Origin of the sequence: Synechococcus sp. UW86 (assembly GCF_900474085.1) — a bacterium.
GTDB lineage: Bacteria > Cyanobacteriota > Cyanobacteriia > PCC-6307 > Cyanobiaceae > Parasynechococcus.
The window spans coordinates 150,600-174,115 of record NZ_UCNU01000017.1; the positions used below are offsets into that span (position 1 = coordinate 150,600).

At 64.7% G+C, this 23,516-nt stretch carries 23 protein-coding genes; 12 read left to right on the plus strand and 11 right to left on the minus strand.

Annotated features, from left to right (window positions below; genetic code table 11):
* Nucleotides 1-74: 74 nt before the first annotated feature.
* The 5 genes from DXY04_RS09190 to DXY04_RS09210 all read left to right on the plus strand — a co-directional run bounded on the left by DXY04_RS09190 (nt 75) and on the right by DXY04_RS09210 (nt 7,809).
* On the plus strand, nt 75-3,743 hold the full coding sequence (locus DXY04_RS09190; protein WP_244278642.1) for a UvrD-helicase domain-containing protein: 3,669 nt from the start codon (nt 75-77) through the stop codon (nt 3,741-3,743).
* Complete coding sequence (locus tag DXY04_RS09195) at nt 3,740-5,344, plus strand: ATP-dependent RecD-like DNA helicase (protein ID WP_115161828.1); 1,605 nt, start codon at nt 3,740-3,742, stop codon at nt 5,342-5,344. The genes DXY04_RS09190 and DXY04_RS09195 overlap by 4 nt, the downstream gene beginning before the upstream one ends.
* The gene (locus DXY04_RS09200) at nt 5,334-5,675 is read left to right on the plus strand and encodes a phosphomannose isomerase type II C-terminal cupin domain (RefSeq protein ID WP_115161829.1); all 342 of its coding nucleotides are present in this window, start codon (nt 5,334-5,336) and stop codon (nt 5,673-5,675) included. The genes DXY04_RS09195 and DXY04_RS09200 overlap by 11 nt, the downstream gene beginning before the upstream one ends.
* Nucleotides 5,676-5,779: 104 nt before the next feature.
* Entirely contained in the window at nt 5,780-7,561 is a 1,782-nt protein-coding gene (locus DXY04_RS09205) for a DEAD/DEAH box helicase (protein WP_115162210.1), read from the plus strand.
* 26 nt (nt 7,562-7,587) lie between these two features.
* On the plus strand, nt 7,588-7,809 hold the full coding sequence (locus DXY04_RS09210; RefSeq protein ID WP_244278643.1) for a hypothetical protein: 222 nt from the start codon (nt 7,588-7,590) through the stop codon (nt 7,807-7,809).
* A 20-nt stretch (nt 7,810-7,829) separates the two neighbouring features.
* Here DXY04_RS09210 and DXY04_RS09215 read toward each other — a convergent pair whose 3' ends face one another.
* Entirely contained in the window at nt 7,830-8,024 is a 195-nt protein-coding gene (locus tag DXY04_RS09215; protein ID WP_115161831.1) for a hypothetical protein, read from the minus strand.
* 196 nt (nt 8,025-8,220) lie between these two features.
* On the opposite strand from DXY04_RS09215, the gene DXY04_RS09220 reads away from it, so the two are divergent.
* Nucleotides 8,221-8,508 (plus strand): RNA-binding protein, encoded by a 288-nt coding sequence (locus tag DXY04_RS09220; RefSeq protein WP_011364605.1) that lies wholly within the window; start codon nt 8,221-8,223, stop codon nt 8,506-8,508.
* A 3-nt stretch (nt 8,509-8,511) separates the two neighbouring features.
* Here DXY04_RS09220 and DXY04_RS09225 read toward each other — a convergent pair whose 3' ends face one another.
* A complete protein-coding gene (locus DXY04_RS09225) occupies nt 8,512-8,706 on the minus strand; it encodes a hypothetical protein (protein WP_115161832.1) in 195 nt (64 codons plus the stop codon).
* Nucleotides 8,707-8,807: 101 nt separating this feature from the next.
* On the opposite strand from DXY04_RS09225, the gene DXY04_RS09230 reads away from it, so the two are divergent.
* The 3 genes from DXY04_RS09230 (at nt 8,808) to DXY04_RS09240 (ending at nt 13,738) form a co-directional block, all read left to right on the plus strand.
* Complete coding sequence (locus DXY04_RS09230) at nt 8,808-10,565, plus strand: ABC transporter ATP-binding protein (RefSeq protein ID WP_170951385.1); 1,758 nt, start codon at nt 8,808-8,810, stop codon at nt 10,563-10,565.
* A 62-nt stretch (nt 10,566-10,627) separates the two neighbouring features.
* Entirely contained in the window at nt 10,628-12,727 is a 2,100-nt protein-coding gene (locus DXY04_RS09235; protein ID WP_115162212.1) for a cation:proton antiporter, read from the plus strand.
* Nucleotides 12,728-12,793: 66 nt separating this feature from the next.
* Nucleotides 12,794-13,738, plus strand: coding sequence for an LCP family protein (locus DXY04_RS09240; RefSeq protein WP_115161833.1), 945 nt, complete (start codon nt 12,794-12,796; stop codon nt 13,736-13,738).
* Here DXY04_RS09240 and psbP read toward each other — a convergent pair whose 3' ends face one another.
* Entirely contained in the window at nt 13,739-14,320 is a 582-nt protein-coding gene (gene psbP, locus DXY04_RS09245; RefSeq protein ID WP_170951386.1) for a photosystem II reaction center PsbP, read from the minus strand.
* Nucleotides 14,321-14,427: 107 nt separating this feature from the next.
* On the opposite strand from psbP, the gene recR reads away from it, so the two are divergent.
* On the plus strand, nt 14,428-15,003 hold the full coding sequence (gene recR / locus DXY04_RS09250; protein ID WP_170951418.1) for a recombination mediator RecR: 576 nt from the start codon (nt 14,428-14,430) through the stop codon (nt 15,001-15,003).
* Entirely contained in the window at nt 15,000-15,899 is a 900-nt protein-coding gene (gene lipA, locus DXY04_RS09255; RefSeq protein WP_115161835.1) for a lipoyl synthase, read from the plus strand. Before recR ends, lipA begins: the two co-directional genes overlap by 4 nt.
* On the opposite strand, the gene DXY04_RS09260 is transcribed toward lipA, so the two are convergent.
* From DXY04_RS09260 to lysA, 8 genes are all read right to left on the minus strand, one after another.
* Nucleotides 15,884-16,381 (minus strand): hypothetical protein, encoded by a 498-nt coding sequence (locus DXY04_RS09260; protein WP_115162214.1) that lies wholly within the window; start codon nt 16,379-16,381, stop codon nt 15,884-15,886. The two genes, lipA and DXY04_RS09260, sit on opposite strands and share 16 nt — an antisense overlap.
* Nucleotides 16,382-16,415: 34 nt before the next feature.
* Nucleotides 16,416-17,387, minus strand: coding sequence for a DUF952 domain-containing protein (locus tag DXY04_RS09265; RefSeq protein WP_115161836.1), 972 nt, complete (start codon nt 17,385-17,387; stop codon nt 16,416-16,418).
* A 48-nt stretch (nt 17,388-17,435) separates the two neighbouring features.
* A complete protein-coding gene (locus DXY04_RS09270) occupies nt 17,436-18,434 on the minus strand; it encodes a rhodanese-related sulfurtransferase (protein ID WP_115161837.1) in 999 nt (332 codons plus the stop codon).
* Between the two features lie 66 nt (nt 18,435-18,500).
* Complete coding sequence (locus tag DXY04_RS12175; protein WP_170950638.1) at nt 18,501-18,671, minus strand: hypothetical protein; 171 nt, start codon at nt 18,669-18,671, stop codon at nt 18,501-18,503.
* 274 nt (nt 18,672-18,945) lie between these two features.
* Nucleotides 18,946-19,941 (minus strand): biotin synthase BioB, encoded by a 996-nt coding sequence (gene bioB / locus DXY04_RS09275; protein ID WP_115161838.1) that lies wholly within the window; start codon nt 19,939-19,941, stop codon nt 18,946-18,948.
* Nucleotides 19,938-20,720, minus strand: coding sequence for an isoprenyl transferase (locus tag DXY04_RS09280; RefSeq protein ID WP_115161839.1), 783 nt, complete (start codon nt 20,718-20,720; stop codon nt 19,938-19,940). Before DXY04_RS09280 ends, bioB begins: the two co-directional genes overlap by 4 nt.
* Entirely contained in the window at nt 20,717-21,547 is an 831-nt protein-coding gene (gene cdaA, locus DXY04_RS09285) for a diadenylate cyclase CdaA (RefSeq protein WP_115161840.1), read from the minus strand. Before cdaA ends, DXY04_RS09280 begins: the two co-directional genes overlap by 4 nt.
* A 22-nt stretch (nt 21,548-21,569) precedes the next feature.
* A complete protein-coding gene (gene lysA / locus DXY04_RS09290; RefSeq protein WP_115161841.1) occupies nt 21,570-22,949 on the minus strand; it encodes a diaminopimelate decarboxylase in 1,380 nt (459 codons plus the stop codon).
* A gap of 3 nt (nt 22,950-22,952) precedes the next feature.
* Here lysA and rimI point away from each other — a divergent pair, with 3 nt between their 5' ends.
* The gene (rimI, locus tag DXY04_RS09295; protein WP_115161842.1) at nt 22,953-23,468 is read left to right on the plus strand and encodes a ribosomal protein S18-alanine N-acetyltransferase; all 516 of its coding nucleotides are present in this window, start codon (nt 22,953-22,955) and stop codon (nt 23,466-23,468) included.
* Nucleotides 23,469-23,516: the final 48 nt, after the last annotated feature.

Consider the following 23,516-nt stretch of genomic DNA (forward strand, 5'->3'; position numbering starts at 1 on the left):
CCCCCGCTCAGGTCGTCTTCTGTTCTGGGGTGTGACAACACCCAGTCCAGTTCGCAGCTTTCGCCGGCTGCTTCATGGAAGTTAACACTGGTTTTGAGGCCGAAGTTGAGCAGACTCCATCCATGGCCCAGCGCTTCGATGCCAACACCTACCCCCTCGGCCCTGGGGTCCGCCTGCTTGAGGCCAGCGCTGGCACCGGCAAAACCTTTGCTCTGGCCCATCTCTGCCTGCGGCTGATCACGGAGGCCGACCACGCCCTCGAAGCGTTGTTGGTGGTGACCTTCACCGATGCGGCGGCCGAAGAGCTGCGCTCCCGCATCGGCCAGCGGCTGCAACAGGCGTTGCAGGGTCTCGAGCAGCTGGAGCAGGGGATGGAGGCTTCCGCTCCAGACCCCGTCCTGGCGGACTGGCTGTCGGGTTCCGAGCCAGGGGAGGCACGTCAGCGGTGGATTCGGCGCTTGCTGGTGGCCCTCGAGCAGCTGGACCGGGCCGACATCACCACCATCCACGGCTTCTGCCGCCGGAGTCTGCGCCGTCTGGCCCTCAGCAACGCCGCGGCCATGGAGCCTCAGCTGGACACCGACGCCACCCCGCTCCAGGCCGAGGTGGTTCAGGACCTGTGGCAACAGGAACTGCTCAGACTGCCGCCGGATCAGTTCAAGGCGTTGCGTCAACGCGGCCTCTCGCCCCAGACCCTGCGCAGGGGGTTGGCGCAACTCGATGGCGAACAGCAGCCGCGGTTCAGGGCCGTTGATGGGGCGATCGATCTCGACCAGCCCCTCGCCCCACAGCTGGAGCACTGGCTGGCGCAGCTCTGGGACGACTTCGTGCCGCTCTGGCAGCGGGACCATGCCGCCCTGGATGCCGGGTTCCGTCAGGCGGCCGAGCAGTGGAAAGCCCAGGGCTGTGGAACCACTACCCCTTATTCGGCCAAGCCCAAGAGCGATCGCTGCGCCCAGATCAACCAGTGGCTGCATGGGCAGACCGCAGTGCCGTCACTGCTGGAGATTGCCTCCCATGAGAAGCCGCTGAAGGAGTACTTCCACCCCGGCAGTTGGTGCAAGGTCGCGCGCAAGTGCGGTGAGACCGACCCCAGCCTGGTGACGCCGGCCTTGCAGGCCGCTGTTGCGGCGCTATGGGATGCACCGATTGAGCGCACCTGGCAGTACCTGCTCGAACGGGGCTTGCAGGAGCTGGACCGCCGCCGTCGCCGCCGCGGGGTGATCACCTTTGGTGGCTTGTTGGCTGCCATGGACCCCGGCGATGGCGACGTTGCCTGGCTTGCTCCTCTGCAACAGCGTTACCGGGCGGTGATGGTGGATGAGTTTCAGGACACCGACCCCGTGCAGTGGCGTCTACTGCAGCGGGCCTTCGGTGGTGGTGAACGCCATCTGCTGCTGATGGTGGGGGATCCCAAGCAGGCGATCTACCGCTTCCGGGGTGGTGATCTGGCCACCTACATGGCAGCGCGGGATCAGGTGGAGCGGATCGATCACCTGCTCGACAACTTCCGCACAACGGCACCGCTGATGGAGGGGTTGAACCGCTTGATGGCTCCGGGGCTCCCCCGATCTGAACTGCCTGTGCCCGCGGTGCAGCCCCGCAGCTCCGCCACCCCAACGCAGGACGCCCCGGCGTTGCAACTGCTGCTGCTCTCCACCGAGGCGCCCTCCAGCCGCAGTGCCCTAGAAGCAGATCTGCCCCAGCGGCTCGCTGCGATGGTGCTGGAGCAACTGCAGCAACGGGAGGACCTCACCCCAGCAGATCTCTGCGTGCTGGTGAGTCGTCATCAACAGGCCGAAGACCTGCGCCGCGCCCTTGGGGTCTGCGGACTCCCCACCCGCCTGGTGACTCAGGGGGATGTGCTCGACAGTGAAGCTGCCCTGCTGTTGCAGTGGTTCCTCGATGCCCTGGCGGAACCGGGCGATGACGCTCGCTTGCGTCTGCTGGCCTGCTCGGGACTGATGACCATCGCGCCCGATGCCCTGGAGCCGGCCCTGTTGGATCAGCTGGCGCTGCAGTTGCGCGGTTTGGCTGAGGCGATGCCGCGGCTGGGCCTGCTCGGGGCGCTGGCCGATCTGCTCAAGGGTGAACAGATGGCGGGGCTGTCGGAACGGGGCCGGATGCTGGGGGATCTGCAGCAGGCGGCGCGGCTGGTGCAGGAGGCGATGCACCGCCAGGGGCTTGATGTGGCCACCGCGGCGGATTGGTTGCGGAGGGAGCGGTTGCACCCCAGCCAGCCGGTGCCTGAGGCTCGCCAGCCTCATAGCGATCAGGCCGACAGCGCCATCGCCGTGGTCACGGTCCACCGCAGCAAGGGTCTGGAATATCCGGTGGTGATCTGCCCCTACCTCTGGCAGTCCCCCCCAGCTGTGTCCGGTCCGCTCTGGCGTGACCCCCGCTCCGGAGAGTGCCTGGTGCGGGTGGATGTCCACTGGGGGGAGGGCTGGCAGGCGGCGCAACAGGCGCAGCGGGAGGCTGCGGCCGAGGCCGAGCGGCTGGCCTATGTGGCGGTGACCCGAGCCCAATCCCAGTTGGTTCTGATCTGGGCCCAGGCCAACGGCCAGGAGGATTCCCCCCTGCCCGCCTGGTTGTTCGGTGCTGAGGCCGCTGGGGATCCGATCGACAGCCTCACTGATGAGCGGCTGAGCCAAGCCCTGGCGGAGCGACAGGTTCCGATCAGCATCGCTGGCCTGGTCGAGAGCCAGCCCAGCGGCAAGCGTTGGCGGTCTCCGCTGCTGGCCGAGCCGTTGGCCCTTGGTTCCATCCCCAAGCGGATCGACCGGAGCTGGGGCCGGGCCAGTTATTCGGCCTGGATTGCCTCATCCGACGACGTTCAGCTGCATGAACAGGGTCGTGATCGCGATCCCGGCGCCGAGGAATCGACGGTGGAATCGATGGCGGCGAGGGCAGAACCGGCATGGTCCGAGACGGGGCCGCTGGCGGCCTTCCCGCGCGGGGCCGGGGCCGGGGACTGTCTGCACCGGATCCTCGAACAGTTCCCCTTCTCTGCGGCGGAGGCCTCTGAACCCCGCCAACGGCTCGAGCTGATCGCCGCCGAGTTGCGCCGGGCCGGGCTTGATCCCGATCTTCAGAACGATGTGTTGACGGGGTTGGAGCAGGTGTTGCAGACGCCCCTGGGGGGACCGCTGGGTGCGTTATCTCTGGATCGGCTGGGGCCGCACCAGCGCCTGCCGGAACTCAGTTTTGATCTGCCGGTGCAGCACGTGCGCACGGCCGATCTGGTGGCCGCCTTCGGTTGTGATGCCGAGGCCCGTTTTGGCCGCACCTACAGCCCGGCGCTGGCATCGCTCTCAATCAACAGCCGTGGGTTTCTCACCGGTTCCATCGATCTGGTGTTCCAGGACCCCCAGCACCAACGCTGGTGGGTTCTCGACTGGAAGAGCAACTGGATCGGTGAACGGCGCACCGGTGCTGAGCCAGGGCTGTGCGGTCCGCATCACTACTCCCAGGAGGCGATGGAGGAGCAGATGTTGCACCACCACTACCCCCTGCAGGCCCACCTCTACCTGGTGGCTCTGCATCGCCATCTTCGTTGGCGGCTGCCGGATTACGACCCGGAGCAGCATCTGGGGGGCTACGTCTACTGCTTCCTGCGGGGGATGCCCGGAGCGGTGACTGCCTCTCCAGAAGATGCTGTTGGGCCGGGGCGCATCGTTGAACCCGTGCCGCTCAATCGCATTGCGGCCCTGGATCGAGCCCTGGGGGAGGTGCCGGCGTGACGGAGCAGCTGCCCCAGGGAACCAGCACCTGGCCCTCCAGCTTCACGGCCGGACTCCATGCCGCCCTGCGGCGACGGATCCCGCCCCGGGCTGATGGCCCCGCCCTGGAGGAGCTCAGCCGCGATCTGGTGCTGGCCTTGGAGCAGGGGGAGTTGACGGTGGCGCTGACGCCGGAGCGGCTGGCCGCTGCCCAAGCCAGTGGCTGGCTGGAGGGGGATGCCTCCCCCCTGCTGCTCCAGGGTGAACGGCTGGGCTGGCGCCGCTGGTTGCAGGCCATGGAGCAGGTGGTGGCCGAGCTGGTGGAGCGGGCCCATGCTCCGCTTCCCAAACCCGTCGAGGCTGCCGATCCCGAGCTGTCGGATCGTCTCAACGCTGAACAGTGCGCCGCCGTGCGCGCCCTGGATCAGGCCTCGGTTGTGCTGCTCAGCGGTGGTCCGGGCACGGGCAAAACCAGCACGGTGGTGGAGATTCTGGCCCGGGCGGAAGCCCGCCATCCCGGCCTGCGCATCGGTCTGGCGGCCCCCACCGGCAAGGCGGCCCGGCGTCTGGGGGAGGCGGTGATGGCGCAGCGGGCTCCGTTGACCTGCAGCACCCTCCACCGCTGGTTGGAGGCCGGAAGCCGTGGCTTCGGCAGGCACCGCCAGCGTCCCTTGGAGCTGGATCTGCTGGTGATCGACGAGATGTCGATGCTGGATCTGGCCTTGACCCAGGCTCTGTTGGAGGCGTTGCCCAGTGGTTGCCGGCTGCTGTTGGTGGGGGATCCAGCTCAGTTGCCGCCGGTGGGGAGTGGAGCGGTTTGGCATCGGCTGCAGCAGCCGGACGTGCGCGGTCGTTTCGGTGCCGGCGCCGTGCATTTGGAGCGCACCTACCGCAACCGCGGTGCCCTGGCCCAGGTGGCGCAACAGCTGCGCCAGGGGAATCTGGAGGCCTTTGCAGCGGATCTGGCCGCCCTGCCTGAGCAGGCCAATCTTCAGGTGCATCCCTGGCCCCTGCGTCGTTTCCCTGCCTTGGTGCGCCAGCGCTGGATTCAGCGCCTCCAGCAGTTGCAGGCACTGACGGTTGATCTCGACCGCTGCACCGAGCAGGAGCTGATGGCGGCATCCCGGCCTTTGTTTGCGTTGCTCGAGCAGGACCTGTTGCTCTGTCCACGTCGCCGGGGACCGTGGAGTCTTGATGATGTGCACCGCACGCTGCTGGGGGCCAATGCCGCCGGCAGGGTCGAGCGTTGGCCGATCGGCTTGCCGGTGATCTGCGGCAGCAACCAACCGGAACTGGGCTTGGCCAATGGTGACCTCGGGGTGGTGATCGGGGCAGGCTCTGAACGACGCCTGTTGTTCCAGGTGGTGGATCCGGACGGCCAGCTGCAGGTGCGCCGTTTGCATCCAGCCCGTTTGCGGCGTCTGGAGCCGGCGGTTGCGCTCACCATCCATCGGGCCCAGGGCAGTGAGGCGGATCGGGTGATCGTGCTCTGGCCAGATCCCCTTGAGGATGGCCCGGCTGCAGAACATCAACGCCGATTGCTGTACACAGCCATCACCCGTGCCCGTGCCAGCCTTGATCTGGTGACGCTGATCAGACGCGGGTGGACTGATGCGGGTTGAGCGTCCCTGGGGCTGGTACGAAACGCTGACCCAGGGGGACAACTATTTGGTCAAACGGCTGCTGGTTCGTGCCGGGCAGCAGTTATCCCTGCAGCGGCATCGTCATCGCAGCGAAAGTTGGACCGTGGTGTCCGGCTCGGGGGCTCTGCTCTGCGAAGACACCTGGCACGCCGCCAGCGCGGGCGTCATGCTCTCGATCCCCTGCGGCGCTGTGCATCGCGCCCGTGCAGACGAGTCAGATCTGCTGATTCTGGAAGTTCAGCACGGTGATGATCTGCGGGAAGACGACATCGAACGGCTGCAGGATGATTACGGCCGGGTGATAACTTGATTGCCAACCTTTGAAGCGTAGGCAACACAACCAGAGCGCAACTCTTACGTTGCAGGGAGGTTGTGAGCCTGATTTCAGAGATCAATCAGGCGAAGCCACCTTTCATGACTGAACAGCAACAGCAGCGCGACGATTCCGCCTGCGCAGTGGATCTTTCTGCGTCCGATCTGCCGGAATCCAACACCAATGCTGAGGTGTTCACCACCACCATCACATCGGCTGAACCGGAATCCGGTTTTGCCGGTTTTGGTTTCAGTGAGGCCCTGCTCCGCACCCTGGCGGACAAGGGATACAGCGAACCTTCTCCCATTCAGAAGGCGGCCTTCCCCGAGCTGATGCTCGGCCGCGATCTGGTTGGGCAGGCCCAGACCGGCACCGGCAAAACAGCAGCCTTTGCCCTGCCGTTGCTCGAGCGTCTTGAGAGCGGCCAGAAAACCCCCCAGGCCCTCGTGCTCGCCCCCACACGGGAGCTGGCGATGCAGGTGGCCGAATCGTTCAAGGCCTATTCCGCCGGCCATCCCCATCTGAAGGTGCTGGCGGTGTACGGCGGCACGGATTTCCGCTCCCAGATCAGTGCCCTCAGGCGCGGGGTTGATGTGGTGGTGGGCACCCCCGGCCGGGTGATGGACCACATGCGTCAGGGCACGCTCGACACCAGCGGTCTGCGCAGCCTGGTGCTCGATGAAGCGGACGAAATGCTCCGCATGGGCTTCATCGATGATGTGGAGTGGATCCTCGATCAGCTTCCTGAGCAGCGTCAGGTGGTGCTGTTCTCCGCGACGATGCCTCCTGAGATCCGTCGCTTGTCCAAGCGTTATCTCAAGGATCCGGCCGAGGTCACGATCCGCACCAAGGATCAGGAAGGCAAGCGGATCCGTCAGCGTTCGATCACGGTGCCGATGCCGCACAAGCTCGAGGCCCTGCAGCGGGTTCTCGACGCCTGTGGTGGTGAGGGTGTGATCATCTTTGCCCGCACCAAGGCGATCACCCTGACCGTGGCCGAAACCCTTGAGGCCGGTGGCCATCAGGTGGCGGTGCTCAATGGCGACGTTCCCCAGAACCAACGGGAACGCACCGTGGAGCGGCTGCGCAGTGGATCGGTCGACATCCTTGTTGCCACCGACGTTGCAGCGCGGGGTCTCGATGTGGAGCGCATCGGCCTGGTGATCAACTACGACATGCCGTTCGACAGCGAGGCCTACGTGCACCGCATCGGCCGGACGGGCCGGGCTGGACGCACCGGAGAAGCGGTTCTGTTCGTGACGCCACGGGAACGCCGTTTCATCCGCAACCTCGAGCGGGCCACGGGCCAACCGATCGAAGCGATGGAGGTGCCCGGTAACACGGCCATCAACCAGGGACGGCTGGACCGCCTGCGCAAGCGTTTGAGTGATGCGGCCCAATCGCAACGCCCTGACGCCGATGAAGCGGCCCTGCTCCAGGAATTGATGCAGCGCGTGGCCACGGAACTTGAGCTCAGCCCCGAGCAGCTGGCCATGGCGGCACTCAACCTGGCCATCGGCCCCGATGCGCTGCTACGCAAGGGTGATGACGACTGGATTCAGAACACCCGTCGCAATGACCGAGACCGCGATCGCCATTCAGGGGACCGCCGTGAGCGGCGCGAGCGTCCGGCCCGGGCTCCTGAGGAGAACATGCAGCGCTACCGCGTTGAGGTGGGTCACCGTGATCGGGTCAAGCCGGGCAACCTGGTGGGTGCCATCGCCGGCGAGACCGGTCTGCAGGGCCGGATGATCGGCCGCATCCAGATTTTTGACAATCACAGCCTGGTGGATCTTCCCAAGGGCATGCCGGAAGATGTGTTCAACAGCCTTCAGCGCCTGCGCGTAATGAACCGCGAACTGCAAATCAGCAAGGCCTCTTGATGCGTGTGCTGTTGGCCGTTGGTCTGATGTCGGCTCCCCTGGCTGCTTCAGCCTCGGACAACAGCCTGATCACCCAGTTCTGCAAAACGGCCGTCAAAGCCGAGCTTCATAGGGCTGGGACAGTGGGTCTGGAGGGAATGGTGGATGACACCTGCCGTTGCTTCCTGGCCAAGGTGCAGAACGGGGCGGGGATTCAGACGGCCCAGGCCACCTGCAAGGCCAGAGCCGCCGAGACCTACGGCCTCTGATCCCCGGGGATCAAAAGCCGTCAGAAATGGCTCACCTGAACGGTGACCTCGGGCTGGAGCAGGGCCAACTTCTCCACCACCTGAATCAGCTCGATCTGCTCGCTCGGCGTGCCCTGCCGGATCAAGTTGTTGAGCAGCACAAGTTTGTCCACGGGATCCAGTTCTCCGTCGGCGGTCCAGGCCAGGGCTTGGAAACAAAGGCTGTCGAATGTCATCTCTCTCCTGCGTCAGGGTCTTCTGACAATGGAGTGGATGGCTCGGTTGCGGGCGAGTCTTCGCAATTGCTTCTTTTTTTGTGTTGATTCGTGCGACTGCCCTGTAACGTCATCGGGTTCAAGCTTGAGCACTGGCCCTTTCCGAGCTTTCGGAACCAGCTCAAGCGACTGAGCACGTTCAACGGTTCCACGGTCCATGACCATCTACATCGGCAATCTTTCGTTCCAGGCGGAGCAGGAGCACCTCTTCGATCTCTTCAGTGAGTACGGCGAGGTCAAGAACTGCAGCCTGCCCCTGGATCGAGAGACCGGCCGCAAACGCGGTTTCGCCTTCGTTGAAATGGTCAACGATGCCGATGAGCAGAAAGCCATCGACGATCTCCAGGACGTGGAGTGGATGGGCCGCATGATCCGCGTTAGCAAAGCCACCCCTCGGGAGCGCTCCGGCGGCCCCCGTGGTGGTGGTGGCGGTTACCGCGGCTGAGGCTCAGGCCTCGGCCTCCATCAGGCCCAATTCCATTTCACGCAAGCTCAGCCGACGCAGCACGCCATCGCTGCTGTTGGCTGAGCTTTCCTGATGCTCACGGTCGTCCTGGAACTGGGGCAAGACAGCCCGCAGTCCGCGGCGTTTCTGCCGCGCCAGGTAGCGGTGAAAGCGGTTGAACGACCTTGATCGGCTCATGGCACCTCCTTCAGTTGTGGTTCCGTTGTAGTGCGTCTTCAGGGGTGAAAACCGTGTCGGAACGAACCCTCAGGAAAGCTTCAGCAAATCGCTCCCCTTTGATGCGGTTGTTGCGCCATCTGGCGCCGCAGCGCCGCCTGGTGGTTGCAGCGGTGATCTGCTCCCTGCTCAACAAGCTGTTCGACCTGGCCCCGCCGATCTTGATCGGCCTGGCCGTGGATGTGGTGTTGCTCAAGGAGCAATCCGTGCTGGCGGGTTTCGGTCTGAGGACCGCCGGCCAGCAGCTGTGGGGTCTGGCCCTGCTCACTTTTGTGATCTGGGCGGCGGAGTCGCTGTTCGAGTACCTCTACGACGTGCTCTGGCGCAACCTGGCGCAAACCACTCAGCACAGCCTCAGGCTCGAGGCCTACGACCATCTGCAGAAGCTGGAGCTGGCCTTTTTCGAGCAGGACAGCACCGGTCGCCTGATGGCGGTGCTCAATGACGACATCAACCAGCTCGAACGGTTTCTTGATCGGGGTGCCAACCAGATCCTGCAGTTGATCACCACCGTGCTGGTGGTGGGCATCGGCATGGCGATGGTGGCGCCGGAGGTGGCCCTGTTCGCCTATCTGCCGATTCCGGTGATTCTCTGGGGATCGCTGCATTTCCAACGCCAGCTGGCGCCGCGCTATCGGGAGGTGCGGGCTCGGGCGGGCGACCTCGCCTCCAGGCTCGCCAACAATCTGGGGGGCATGCTCACGATCAAGAGCTTCACCGCTGAGGCTCTGGAACTGGAGCGGCTGCGGGCGGAAAGCCTGGCCTACCGCCAGAGCAATGCCCGGGCGATTCGTCTCTCGGCGGCCTTCATCCCTTTGATTCGCTTCGCGATCCTGTTCGCCTTCCTGGCGATCCTGTTGATCGGCGGTTTCAAGGCCCTGGCCGGGGAGCTGCCGGTGGCCACCTACAGCGTTCTGGTGTTCATCACCCAGCGGCTGCTCTGGCCGCTCACCGCCATTGGCCGCACCCTCGATGAGTACCAGCGCTCGATGGCCTCAACGCAACGGGTGCTCGATCTGATCGATACGCCGGTGTTGATCCAGGGAGGAACGGTGCCGGTGGATCCGCAGCGGCTGCGGGGTGAGATTGGTTTTGAAGAGGTGGATTTCGCCTATGCCGGCCGATCAACGCTGCTGAAGGGCTTCAATCTCACCGTGCCAGCGGGATCGACCCTGGGCATCGTCGGTGCGACGGGGTCTGGCAAGAGCACCGTGGTGAAGCTGTTGTTGCGGCTCTATGAGCGCAATGGCGGACGCATCTGTCTGGATGGGGTCCCCATCGACACCCTGCAACTGCAGGACCTGCGCCGCTGCATCGCCCTGGTGAGTCAGGACTTCTACCTCTTCCACGGCACCGTGGCCGAGAACATCGCCTATGGCGTTGCAGATCCCGATCCGGTGGCGATTGAGCAGGCCGCTCGCCTGGCGGAAGCCGCTGGCTTCATCGACGCCTTGCCCCAGGGTTACGACACCCTGGTGGGGGAGCGAGGGCAGCGCCTCTCCGGCGGACAGCGTCAGCGCATCGCTTTGGCCCGCGCCATCCTCAAGGATGCGCCGGTGTTGGTGCTCGATGAAGCCACCGCTGCGGTGGACAACGACACCGAAGCCGCCATCCAGCGCTCCTTGGCGCAGATCACCCAAAACCGCACCACCGTGGTGATCGCCCACCGGCTCAGCACGGTGCGCCATTCCGATTGGATTGTGGTGATGGATCAGGGCCGGATTGTGGAGCAGGGCAGCCACGACAGCCTTGTGGCCCAGGGCGGGATCTACACCAACCTCTGGCAGGTGCAGGCCGGCGGAGGGGTTATCGCTTCCTGAAGCAGCTGTTGTTGCCGGCAGATCCCGCGACCATGCTGGGTCCGCAAGCCGGCGGTGCAGCCATGGCCATGCAGGCCTCGATCAGCCACGTCATGCACCACCCCCTCGGGGTGTTCTCGATGTTGGTGGCGATCAGTGCGGCGGTGCCGCCGTTAATCCGGCGGCTGGGTCTGCCCGACCTGGTGGGGTTGCTGGCGGCTGGTGTGGTGGTGGGCCCCCATGCCTTGAACTGGGTCGACAGCAGCAGCGAAACGGTGCGGCTGCTTTCCGATCTCGGAGCGGTGTATCTGCTGTTCACCATGGGTCTGGAGATCGACCTCGAGGAGTTCAACCGGGTCAAGCGCCGCTCGTTCATCTATGGCCTGCTGATCCTGTTGATCGGTGTGGGCACGGGCGTGTCGATCGGCCTGATGGCGGGCTTCGCCTCGGTTTCGTGCCTGTTGCTCGGCGCCCTCATGGCCACCCACACCCCTTTGGGTTACCCGATCGTGCGCAGTTACGGCGCTCAGAAGGATGAGTCGGTGGTGGTGAGCGTGGGCAGCACGATCTTCACCGACATCGTGGCTCTGCTGCTGCTGGCGGTGGGGCTGGGGCTGGGCCAGGGCAGCCTCAGCGGGCTGGGCCTGGGCCTGCTGCTGCTCAAGATCGGTGGCTTCGCTCTGGTGGTGGTGATCGGCATCCGCTGGCTGGGCCGGCGCCTGGTGCTGCGCGGCATCAGCGATGAAAACCGGATGGTGCTCGCTGTTCTGGTGGCCCTGTTCCTGGCCTCCCTGGGGGCTGAGCTGGCCGGCGTTGAGAAGATCGTCGGCGCCTTTCTGGCTGGTTTGGCGGTGAATTCCGTGTTGCCCGAGGGCCGGGTGAAGGAGCAGGTGATCTTTGTGGGTGGGGTGCTGTTCATCCCGATCTTCTTCATCGATCTGGGATTGCTGCTGGATCTGGGCAGCCTTGGCGAAAGCCTGGGCAACTTTCAGTTCACCGCGCTGATGCTGGTGGGCGCCATCGGCGGCAAGGGCCTGGCGTCGTGGGTCAGCGGACGGCTGTTCGGTTATCGCCGTGCCCAGATCCTGATGATGTGGTCGCTGACGATGCCCAAGGTGGCAGCGACCTTGGCCACGGCCTTCATCGGCTACCAGGCGGGCCTGCTCAATCAGACCGTGCTGAACAGCGTGCTGGCGGTGATGGTGGTGACCGCCACCCTGGGGCCGATCCTCACTGAGCAGTCGGTGACCCGGCTCAAGGATCCCAGCCCCGATGCGGTGCCGGTCAGCTTCGGTGAGGAGGCGGCGGTGCTGGATGGCGTTAACGAGGTGGTGCAGCGCCCCCTGCGCATCGTGGTGCCGGTGGCCAACCCCAGCACCGAGAAAGGGTTGCTGAGCATGGCGGCTCGGCTGGTGCAGGGCTCATCGGGGGCTGAAGGTGTGCTGTTGCCCCTGGCGATGGTGAATCCCAGCCTCGAGGAGATGCGCGGTGGCTTGAACCGGGCCGTTGCGGCAGCGCGCGGACGCCTCAGCACAGCGGAGAGCATCGGCGCCCAGTTGGCTGTGCCCACCCGCAGCCTGCTGCGGCTGGATGAAGACATCGCTGGCGGCATGAGCCGCACAGCCCTGGAGCAGGCCGCGGATCTGTTGCTGATCGGTGCAGCCCGCAGCGATCAGCTCCGGGCCTGGCTGATGGGCGACATCGTTGATGGGGTCTGCCGCACGGCCCACTGCCCTGTGGTGGTGGTGAACCTGGGCCGTGAGACCGATAACAGCCTGGGCCGGATCCTCGTTCCGATCAAAGACCTCTCCGCCAGTGCCCGCGAGCAGTTCGAACTGGCGCTGCGGGTGATCAACTCAGCCCCGGAGGATCAGCGCGTGCGGATCACCCTGCTGCATGTGCACGACCCCCGCTTCAGTGGCCAGGACCGTCATTGGATGGAACAGCAGCTGATCCGCTGGCGCCCGCCGGGGATTCCGGAGGAGCGCTTCCACATCGTGATCGTGCGGGGGCCCGGCATCGACGGGGCCATTCATCGTCTCAGTCGCGAACACGATCTGGTGATCCTGCGCACCCAGCGCAGGCGGGTTGCCGGTCTGCCGATTCCCGGCAGTGATCGCACCAGCAAATTGATCCGTCAGCTCCCCTGCGCCTCGATGGTGATCAGCGATCCGTTGGTTTAACAGAGGCCTGCGTCCCTCTACCCGAGATGGGACGAGCGCGCCAAGATGCTTCATAGCACGTGTTCCATGCCACAAGCTCCCCCTGCTAAGGCGTCATCTGAGGCCATCAACTGGCCGGTGGTTGCTGCTGTGGTGGCGGGTCTCAGCGGTGGTCTGATTCTTTCGGTTCCGCTGAGCCGGTTGATCACGGCGCCATCCAGTACGGCAGATCAACCCTTCGCGCTGCCTCAGCCCGCGCCGCTGGCCAACCCGTTTGCCGGGTGGACCGGCTTCGGGGCCAGGGAGGTGGTGGTGCTGGGCCGGGACCGCACCGGCAGCAACACCGATGTGATCTTCACGGTGCGGGTGGATGGCACCACCACGTCGATCACCCAGATCCCCCGCGACAGCTACATCGATGCCGAAGGCTTCGGCGGCATCAAGCTCAATGCGCTGATGGCCTACGGCGGTGTGGAGGCGGTGGAGCGGGAGTTGTCGCGTCTGATGAACCGCCCGATCCGTCATCACATCGTGGTGCGCCTGGACGCGATCGAAACCCTGGCCAACCTGGTGGGGGGCATCAAAGTGGATGTTCCCAAGCGCCTGTACTACGTCGATCGCAGTCAGAACCTGTTGATCGACCTGCAGCCAGGACCTCAGCTGTTGAAGGGCAAGGATCTGGAGGGCTTTCTGCGTTGGCGCAACGACGGCCGCGGCGATTTCGGCCGGCTGGAACGGCAGCAGCTGGCGCTGAAGGGGCTGTTTGAGCAGATGAAACAACCGCAGAATCTGATACGCCTGCCGGCCTTGATCACTGCGGCGGGGCAGGCGTTGGAGACGGATCTGGGGCCAATGGAACTGGGCGGGTTGGTCACCGCCATGGGCACCACCGAACTGAAGGCCTCCAGCCTGAGGGCGGTTCCGTTCGATGCCGACGGCATCAGCTATCTGGATACGGAGTGGCCGGCACACTCGAGCACTGGCGCCGATTCAGGGGACCCCAAAGGTCGGCGTTTCCGTTTCCTGTTCTGATCAGATCAGCAGGGTCAGAGAGCGCACCACCCGGCCGCAGAGGTCACCCACCTTGCCCCAGCGGTCTTCGTTGACGCTTGTAGCCAGGGTGTAGAGCCGGCCTCGGTCCACCACGACGGTCGCCAACTCGTGGCGGTCGCGGTCTTCCAGGTGCACGGCGTATTCAAGGTCGTAGAAGGTGTGGCCATTCACTTCACGCTCCTGGGCTTCCACCAGCTCGGCGGTGCGGCCGCTGCCGGCGGTGGCGATCACTTCACGGCGCAGGCGCTCGCCAACGGCAACGGCGCTGCCCAGTTCACTCAGCTCGTTGTCTTCGTTCACCTTGTTGATCATCAGGCTCACGGTTTCATCGCTGTGGATGAGGTCGTGAAACACCACCCGGGGGCCGTTGCTCACCTGCACCTCAGTCCAACCGGTGGGATAGAGGAAGGCGAAACGGCCATCCGGGCTCTGGTACGACTGCAGCCCTGCTGTCGGTCCCGCCGCGCAGGCCCCCAGCACCAGTGCCAGAACGCCGCAAAGGATCACGCGACTCAGAGACTGGAGGAGCTGCATCAGCGGGGAGATCAATCCACGGGACATTCTGCCGTTGTGGCCTGATGGTCGTGACCTCTGTTGCGGCAGATGATCTCCGCAACTCCTACATTTCCCGCATCGGCGGCAGACCCCTGAGCGGCTTCACCAAACCGTTGGCTCGACTGATTGATCAGTTCGAGCGTCTGCCCGGCATCGGCCCGCGCACGGCCCAGCGGCTCGCGTTGCATCTGCTGAACCAACCGCAGGAGCAGATTCATCAGTTCGCTGACGCTTTGTTGGCGGCCCGCACCCAGGTGGGCCAGTGCCAGACCTGTTTCCATCTTTCCGCCGATCCCGAATGTGAGATCTGCCGCAACCCCGAGCGCCGCAACGGCGTGATCTGTGTGGTTGCGGATTCCCGCGATCTGCTGGCGCTGGAGCGCACCCGTGAATTCCAGGGGCGATACCACGTGCTCGGTGGTCTGATCTCACCCATGGATGGCGTTGGTCCGGAGTTGCTGCACGTCACCGAACTGGTGCAGCGCATCACCAATGAGGAGATCAGTGAGGTGATCCTGGCCCTCACCCCCAGCGTGGAAGGGGATACCACCAGCTTGTATCTGGGGCGGTTGCTGAAGCCCTTCTGCTCCGTGAGCCGAATCGCCTACGGCCTTCCAATGGGCAGTGAACTGGAATACGCCGATGAGGTCACCCTCAGTCGCGCCCTTGAGGGGCGCCGGCCGGTATGAGCAAGTACAGCGCCATCCCCCCTGCCGAGCGATTGCCGGACTGGCTGCGGCGGCCGATCGGCAACGCCTCGGAGTTGGAGCGGGTGCAGGGGCTGGTGAAGCAGAACCGCCTCCACACCATCTGTGAGGAGGGGCGCTGCCCCAACCGCGGCGAGTGCTACGCCGCCGGAACGGCGACGTTTCTCTTGGGTGGCTCGATCTGCACCCGCAGCTGTGCCTTCTGCCAGGTGGACAAGGGCCAGGCTCCGATGCCGGTGGATGCTGCCGAAGCCGAGCGGGTGGCCGATGCGGTGGAGGCGATGCAGCTCCGTTATGTGGTGCTTACGGCGGTGGCCCGCGACGATCTCGCCGATCACGGCGCCAGCCTGTTCACCAGCACCATGGTGGCGATCCGAGCCCGCAATCCGCTGATCGCCCTTGAAGTGCTCACCCCCGATTTCTGGGGGGGCGTGTCGGGTCACGATCAGGCGTTGGTGGCTCAACGGCAGCGATTGGCCACGGTGCTGGCGGCCCAACCGGTGTGCTTCAACCACAACCTGGAAACGGTGCAGCGGTTGCAGGGGGAGGTGCGTCGCGGTGCTACCTATGAACGATCCCTGGGTTTATTGGCGGCCGCCCGTGAGCTGGCGCCGGAGATCCCCACCAAGAGTGGCCTGATGCTCGGCTTGGGGGAAAGCCGCGATGAGGTAATTGCCACCCTCAAGGATCTCCGAAGCGTCGATTGCCAACAGATCACCCTGGGGCAGTACCTGCGCCCCTCGCTGGTGCACATTCCGGTGGCCCGTTACTGGACTCCCCAGGAGTTCGATGAGCTGGCAGAGGTGGCCCGCGAGCTGGGCTTTGCCCAGGTGCGCAGTGGTCCGCTGGTGCGTAGCAGTTATCACGCCGCCGACTGACGCCAGCCCCGCAGGCTGCGCTCCAGCACGGTGGCCACATCACCACTCATCAGGGCCCCGGCACCGCCCCAGACCATCCGCAGGGGCAGATCCCAGAGCGCCGCTTCCACATCGTGGGATTTGCTGAAGCCGCGTTGGCGGAAGTAACGCACCAGCCGGCGGTGCTGCTGTTCTTCGTCGCGGATGGCCAGCAATCGGGCCCGGGAGCAGGGGGTGGCCTCCTGGGCCCAGGCCATGGTGGCCGCCCAGATCAGATCACCCACGCCGGCAGGCGCCTTTGGCATCACCCGCATCGTGTCGAGCTGCAGGCCTGTGGCGGCGGAATAGGCCCATCCCTTCATTTCCCCCAGCAGCAGCAGGCTGCCGCTGGAGGCTTGCTGGGCCACCACCAGCCGCAGGCTCCACAGCCCCAGGGGGCGGCCCACCTGCAACCTCAGCAGCAGTCCCCGATCACGGGCTTCGGCTTCCAGTTGCTCAAGCATCGATTGGGATCTGGCCACGGTCATGGTCGTCCGGTCATGCTGCCGCGGGCATGGTGCCGACCGAGCGCACTGCCTTCAAAGGCAGCGGCCCGTAGAGATGGGGGAACAGTTCGCCGGTGGGGATGGCATCGGCCCGCAGGGGAGCGTTCACTGCGGCGGGATCAATCTCCAGCAGCAGCACCTCGCCGGCGTCGGCGTAGAACCGCTCAAAGGTGGCCTGCACCTGCTCTTGCCAGGAGCAGTGGATGAAGCCCACCTGCTCCAAGCTCATTCCCCGGGTAGAGATGCGGTAACTGCCGTTGGCCTGGGCGGCCTGCCAGTCGGCCTTGAGGACCAGGTGAAACAGGGCTTGATCCTTGGGAACTGCCACGGCATCGGCGGGGAAGTGGTGTTGTTGCCCCCCGGCATTCCAGGGGTCGGCCCGCTGCATCAGCCGCTCAAAGCGGGGATCCTCGAGGAAGTGCTGGAGCCAGTGGCGAAGAGCTTCCAGGCTGTTGTCGTTGTCGAATCCCTCGGGATCGGCGATCCGCCACTGCCGCACGAACGGCCAGAGCGCGGCATCCGCCAGCGAGCAGCGCTCGCCCAGCAGCCAGCCCTGATCAGCGATCCTCTGGTTCCAGTCCTGAAGGATGGCCAGCCCGGCGGTGCGTTGCTCCTCTTTGTTGGTGCCGGGGTAGCGGTCGGTGTACTTGAACCGGTCGAGATGATGTTTGAACGCACCGTCGTTCTGCTCGATCAGCGCTGAGGCATCGCCGGCGTTGCGCAGCTCGCGAGGGTCTGCTTGATCCAGGGCCCAGTGCATCACCGCCAGGCTTTCTTCGATCACGCTGCCGTCCGGCAGTACCAACACGGGCACGGTGCCCTTGGGGGAGACCGCCAACATCTCCGCCGGCTTGGCCTTCAGTGCGATCTCCCGCCACTGAACCAACAGTCCTGCCTCCAGCAGAGCCCAGCGGGCGCGCATGGCGTAGGGGCAGCGTCGAAAGCTGTAGAGGATCGGCAGCACGGCATCGGGGTGGTCCCTGGCAGGGATTGTCCGATGCGGACTGACTGCTCAGGCCTGCTGCTGGTCGATGTTGTGTTGGTCGATCTGGCGTTGATCAATCTGGCTTTGATCGATCTGACGCTGACGCATGGCGAAGCGTTCCCGGTCGGCATCGCTGAAGCGATCCACGCAGTGCACGCACTGCACCCCTTTGATGTAGCTCGGCAGTTCGCGTTGCTGGGCTGACACCGGCAGGCCGCAGGCGTGGCAAAGGCTGTGCTCTCCAGGTTCCAGCCGGTGGTTCAACGCCACCCGTTGATCAAAAACAAAGCACTCCCCTTGCCAGCGGCTCTCGGCTTCCGGCACCTGCTCGAGGTACTTGAGGATGCCGCCCCGCAGGTGGTGCACCTCCCCGAAACCCTGTTGCTGCAGGTAGCTGCTGGCTTTTTCGCAGCGGATCCCGCCGGTGCAGAACATGGCGATGCGCTTGCTGCCCTTCTCTTCGATCAGTGGCCGCAGCGTGGACTCTGCCCAGTGCGGGAAGTCGCGGAAGCTCTCGGTGCTGGGGTCGATGGCCCCCTCGAAGCTGCCGATCGCCGTTTCGTAGCTGTTGCGGGTGTCGATCACCAGGGTGTCGGGATCATCCACCAGGGCATTCCAGTGTTCGGGTTCCACATAGGTGCCCACGTTGGCGCTGGGATCCACGCTGGCCACGCCGATGGTCACGATCTCCTTTTTGCGGCGGGCCTTGAAACGGCGGAACACCGGTTTTTCGGCCCAGCTGCGCTTCACCTCGAGCCGTGCGTAGTGGTCGTTGCCCAGATCCAACGAGGCGCGCAGGTGATCCAGCACCGAGTTAACGCCGTGCTCTGGTCCGCTGATCGTGCCATTCACGCCTTCATGGGCCACCAACACAGATCCGAGCACGCTGCCTTGGCGAGCCAGGCTCGGCAAGCTGGTCAGCAATGCCTCCCGACGCTCGTCATCCAGGGGCGTGAAGGCATAGAACGCCGCCACCAGGAGTCGGCTGTCCTTGGCCAGCACAGGCTCCAGGTTGCTTGGATCCACGCTCTTACCGGTTCAACAGTCCTCCAGCCTGCATCAGGCCGGGGCGTGCCACCGCGTTGTTTGTTGTCAGGCTTTCCTGCTGATCCGCACCGAAGCCGGCTTCAGGGGACAGGCCAGGGCATGGAAGGGCTTGTGCCCTCCTTCAAAGATCAGGCTTCCCATCGGTTGAGCGTTGGCGCTGTCGATCTTCATGGCTGAGCCACAGACCAGCACGGTGTAGCTCAACCGGGATGCCACCCACAATGAGTGTTTTGTGCAGTGTTTCCGGTTGGTGACAGTCGGGATGGTCCCCGCAGGACCTGTCCGGCCGGATCTCAATAACGGTGATGGTGGTGACGCTGCTTGTCGTCCTTGATCGCTTCCACGATCACCGAGAGAACAAACAGACCGAGCAGCGAGGGGATGACGACGGGATCAATCACGGCGCCTCATCGAAGGGCTGTTTCCGGTTTAGCCCTGCGCCCCCTCAACCTGTGTGCCAGTGAGGTGATCGTTATGTGGGTGCAGCTGATCAGCGGGGTGAGCAGCTGGCCGGAGCCACGTCGCTCTCCTGCCAGTTGGCGGTCACCCCCGCATCGGCGAGCAGTTGGCGATCGGCCTCCACGTCCGGGTTGCCGGTGGTGAGCAGAACATCGCCGTAGAAGATCGAATCGGCCCCCGCCTGGAGGCAGAGGATCTGCGCTTCCCGGCTCATCGATTCACGGCCGGCGCTCAACCGCACCCGGGCATGGGGCATCAGGATCCTTGCCGTCGCCACCATCCGCACCAGCTCCAGCGGTTCGAAGGGAGCCTGCTCTTCCAAGGGGGTGCCTTCCACCGCCACCAGCCCGTTCACTGGAACGCTTTCGGGATGGGGGTTCATGCTGGCCAGCACCTGCAGCATGGAGGCGCGATCCCTCAGGGTCTCACCCATGCCGATGATGCCACCGCAGCAGAGGGTGACGCCGGCCTTGCGCACCCGTTGCAGGGTTTCCAGCCGCTCCTGATAGGTGCGGGTGGAAATGATCCGGTCGTAGTGCTCGGGGCTGGTGTCAAGGTTGTGGTTGTAGGCCGTGAGGCCGGCTTCGGCCAAGCGTTCCGCCTGCTGGTCGGTGAGCATCCCCGCGGTCACGCAGGCTTCCATCCCCATGCCGCGCACCCCCCGCACCATCTCGAGCATCGCCTCAAAGGGAGCGCCATCCCGGATCTCGCGCCAGGCCCAGCCCATGCAGAAGCGATCAGCTCCGGCTTCCTTGGCGGCCCGGGCCCGCTGAAGCACCGGCTCCACCTGCATCTGGGCCTCAAAGGCGGTGACGTCACTGCTGTTGTGGATCGACTGCGAGCAGTAAGCACAGTCTTCTTCGCAGCCCCCCGTTTTCACGCTCAGCAGCGAGGCCAGCTGCACCCGGTAGCCCGGGTTGGCTTCCCGATGCACGGTTTGGGCCTGCCAGAGCAGCTCCATTAAGGGAAGTTCCAGCAGGGTCTGGATCTCCTCGGTGGTCCAGTCGTGGCGGATGCTGAGGGTCATGGGCGGATCGGATCAAGACCGCCGAAGCGGCGGTGGCGGCGTTGGAAATCGAGCAGGGCGGCTTTCAGTGCATCGGCATTGAAGTCAGGCCAGAGCACATCGGTGACATGAATCTCGGCGTAGGCCAGTTGCCAGAGCAGGAAATTGCTGATCCGGTGTTCGCCGCTGGTGCGGATCAACAGATCGGGATCCTGTTCGCCAGCCGTGAACAGTTCGGCGGCGATGCTGTTCTCGTCGATGCTGTCGGGGTCTAGCTCCCCGGCAGCAGCGCGTTGGGCCAGACGCTGAGCGGCTTGCACCAGCTCCCGTCGGCCGCCGTAGTTGGTGCAGACGTTGAAGTGAATGCCGGTGTTGCCCGCCGTCCGGGCCGTGGCATCGGCAATCAGCTCCTGCAGTTTCTGGGGCAGGGCCTTCAGATCGCCGAGAAATCGAATCCGCACCTGTTCGGCTTCGAGCGCCTGCAGTTCGGCCTGCAGCACCCGTTCGAACAGGGTCATCAGGAAATTCACCTCCTCCCCTGGGCGCGACCAGTTCTCCGTGGAGAAGGCGTAGGCCGTGAGGGCTTGGATCCCCCAGTCGCTGCAGAGTCGCAGGGTGGCTTTCAGCGTTTCAACCCCAGCCCGATGCCCCATAACGCGGGGCAAACCGCGGGATTTCGCCCAGCGACCATTGCCATCCATGATCAGGGCCACGTGCTGTGGGAGCCGACCCGGGTCGAGGTCCGCAGGCAGAAGCGAACGATCGGCCGTGTCAGTGCTGGTGGCCGGAGGGCGGCTCAAGACAGCGATTCGGACGGAGCGCTACCCACCGTACGCCGTGCTGGCGGCATCGATTCGGCGGTGCTGAAGAGCTCCGTGAGCAGTTCCTGGAGGCGTGAACTGGTGATCGGTCGTTCCAGCTTGCCCTGGTTCGCCAGAGACAGCGTTCCAGTTTCTTCCGACACAACGATGCAGATGCAGCGATCGAAGCGCTCCGTGATCCCGAGGGCCGCCAGATGGCGGGTGCCGAAACGGCTCACGCTGTCCCTCGACAGGGGAAGAATCACCCCCGCCGACTCGATGCGATTGCCCCGCACCAGCACGGCACCGTCGTGGAGGGGGGTGTCGGCGGCGAACAGGTTGAGCATCAGCTCGCGACTCAGCACAGCACCAATGGGGATGCCGGGATTGAGAAAGTCCTCAGGCCTCAGGTCGCTGCCTAGGTCCACCACGATCAAGGCTCCACGCCGCAACTGCGACAGCCGGCCTGCTGCCTCGGTGATCTGGCTGACGGTGCCTGCCGAAGCGCTGAACTCTTTCTGGGGATTGCCCAGCAACACGGCCAGACGACCGGTGCCCAGCAGTTCCATCAGACGCCGCAGCTCCCCTTGCCAAAGGATGGCCAGGGAGAGCGAACAGGCCATGACGAGCGCGTCCACCAGCTTTGTGGTGAGGGGCAGGTTGGCGAAGCGCTGGACGAACCAGGCCATCGCCACCAGAAACAACCAACCTCTAAGCAGCCAAAGGGTGCGCTGCTCGTTGACGCGGGAAAAAAGCAAAAAGCCGATGGAAGAGGCAAAGAGAACGTCGAGCACCAGGCGCGGATCCACCACCGCCAACACGTTCACTCCGCCTTTCTCATTACTGCTGTCAACGTAACGCGTTGAATCGTTCTGGCAAAACGTCGTAGCGCAGCAGGTCATCCGGCTGCTCCCGCTTCTGCACCAGTTCAGCTGCCCCGTCGTGCACCAGAACGGCAGCGGGCCTCGGGATCCTGTTGTAGTTCGAACTCATCGAGGCGTTGTAGGCACCGGTGGCAAACACGGTGACGATGTCACCGCTTTCGGTGGTGGGCAGGGGCAGGTCCTTCAGCAGCACATCGCCGGATTCGCAGTGCTTGCCCACCAGGTTCACGCTTTCGTCTGGCTTGGCCAGGGGGCGATCGGCCAGGCAGCAGGTGTAGAGCGACTGGTAGGTGATCGGGCGAGGGTTGTCGCTCATGCCACCGTCGATGGCCACGTAGGTGCGCACGTTCGGGATCGTTTTGCGTGAGCCAACCGAGTAGAGGGTTACGCCGGCGGTCGCCACCAGGGAACGGCCCGGTTCGCACATCAACCGCGGCAGCTCGAGGCCCCGTTCCTGGCAAGCGGTGGTGACGGCTTCGGCTACCACCTGGATCCACTGCTCAATGCTCGGGGGGTCGTCCGACTCCACGTAGCGAATTCCCAGGCCGCCGCCCACGTTGAGGTCGCTCACGGGATGGCCCAGGTCACGGGCCAGTTTCAGCTTGTCGGCCATCACCGCCGCCAGATCCCGGTGGGGCTCGAGTTCAAAAATCTGGGATCCGATGTGGGCGTGCAGCCCGGTGAGTTGTGCCCAGGGCTGTCCCACCAGGCTGCGCAGAACGGGTTCCACCTGGTCGGGATCGAAGCCGAACTTGCTGTCCAGGTGACCGGTGCGGATGTATTCGTGCGTGTGGCACTCGATGCCTGGGGTGAAGCGCAGCATCAGGCGAGCCGGTTCTGCTCCAGCGGGCACTAGTTCGGCGAGGCGATCGAGATCGTGCTGGTTGTCCACAACGATCGTCACCTTGTTGGCGTACGCGAGCAGCAGCTCCTCGTCGGATTTGTTGTTGCCGTGAAGCACCATCCGCTCTCCGGGCATCCCCCCGCGCAGTGCGGTCAGCAGTTCACCGGCTGACACCGCATCCAGACCCAGCCCCTCGGAGGCCGCCAGGCTGCTCATCACCAGAGAGCTGTTGGCCTTGGAGGCGTAGATCGGCAGGGATGGCCCGGCGTAATGCTTTTCCAGGGCCTGGCGGTAGGCCCGGCACGTGGCCCGAACGGTGGCTTCGTCCAGCACATACAACGGTGTGCCGTAACGCTGGGCCAGATCGCTGAGACGACACCCGCCCACAACAAGACGGTCGGTGTCGTCGAGTTCTGTGGTGATCGGGGTGAGGTTGCGATTGGGGCTCTCCGCATCCCGGTTGGCCTCGAAGGGCCGTTGACTGGTGATGGTTTGGGTCACGGAGTGGCGGCGTCGAAGGGCAATCTAGGAATCGACCCTGCAGGGGGAGAACCGACTGCGCAGATCCTGCGCCTTGAGCCGTCCTGGCAGCAAGCCTGTCTGGCATTGGATCAACGGGCGCTCAACGGCCTCTGGACCGCAGAACAATGGCGGCGTGAGCTGGACGACCCCCGGCGCCTCTGCATCGGTCTTGTGCAGCCCGAAGCCCTATTGGGGGTGGCCTGCGGCTGGATGGTGGCCGATGAACTGCACATCACTGCGGTGGCTGTGGATCCCGACAGGCGTCGCAGCGGCCATGGAGGTGTGCTTTTGAAAGCACTGTTGCAACGGGCACGACAGCACGGTGCCGTGCACGCCACCCTCGAGGTTGCCAGCGACAACGTTGCCGCTCTGGCGCTCTACGCCAAAGCTGGTTTCCGCACCGCAGGCACCCGTTCCGGGTACTACTCCGATGGTCGCGACGCCCTCATTCAGTGGTGTCGCATCCCGTCAGCGCCGTCGCCCACGTCGGCGGCTTGAAGTTGTTCGGTTTCCCGTCCCTGGGAGACAAAAAAAGCGGTGAATCTT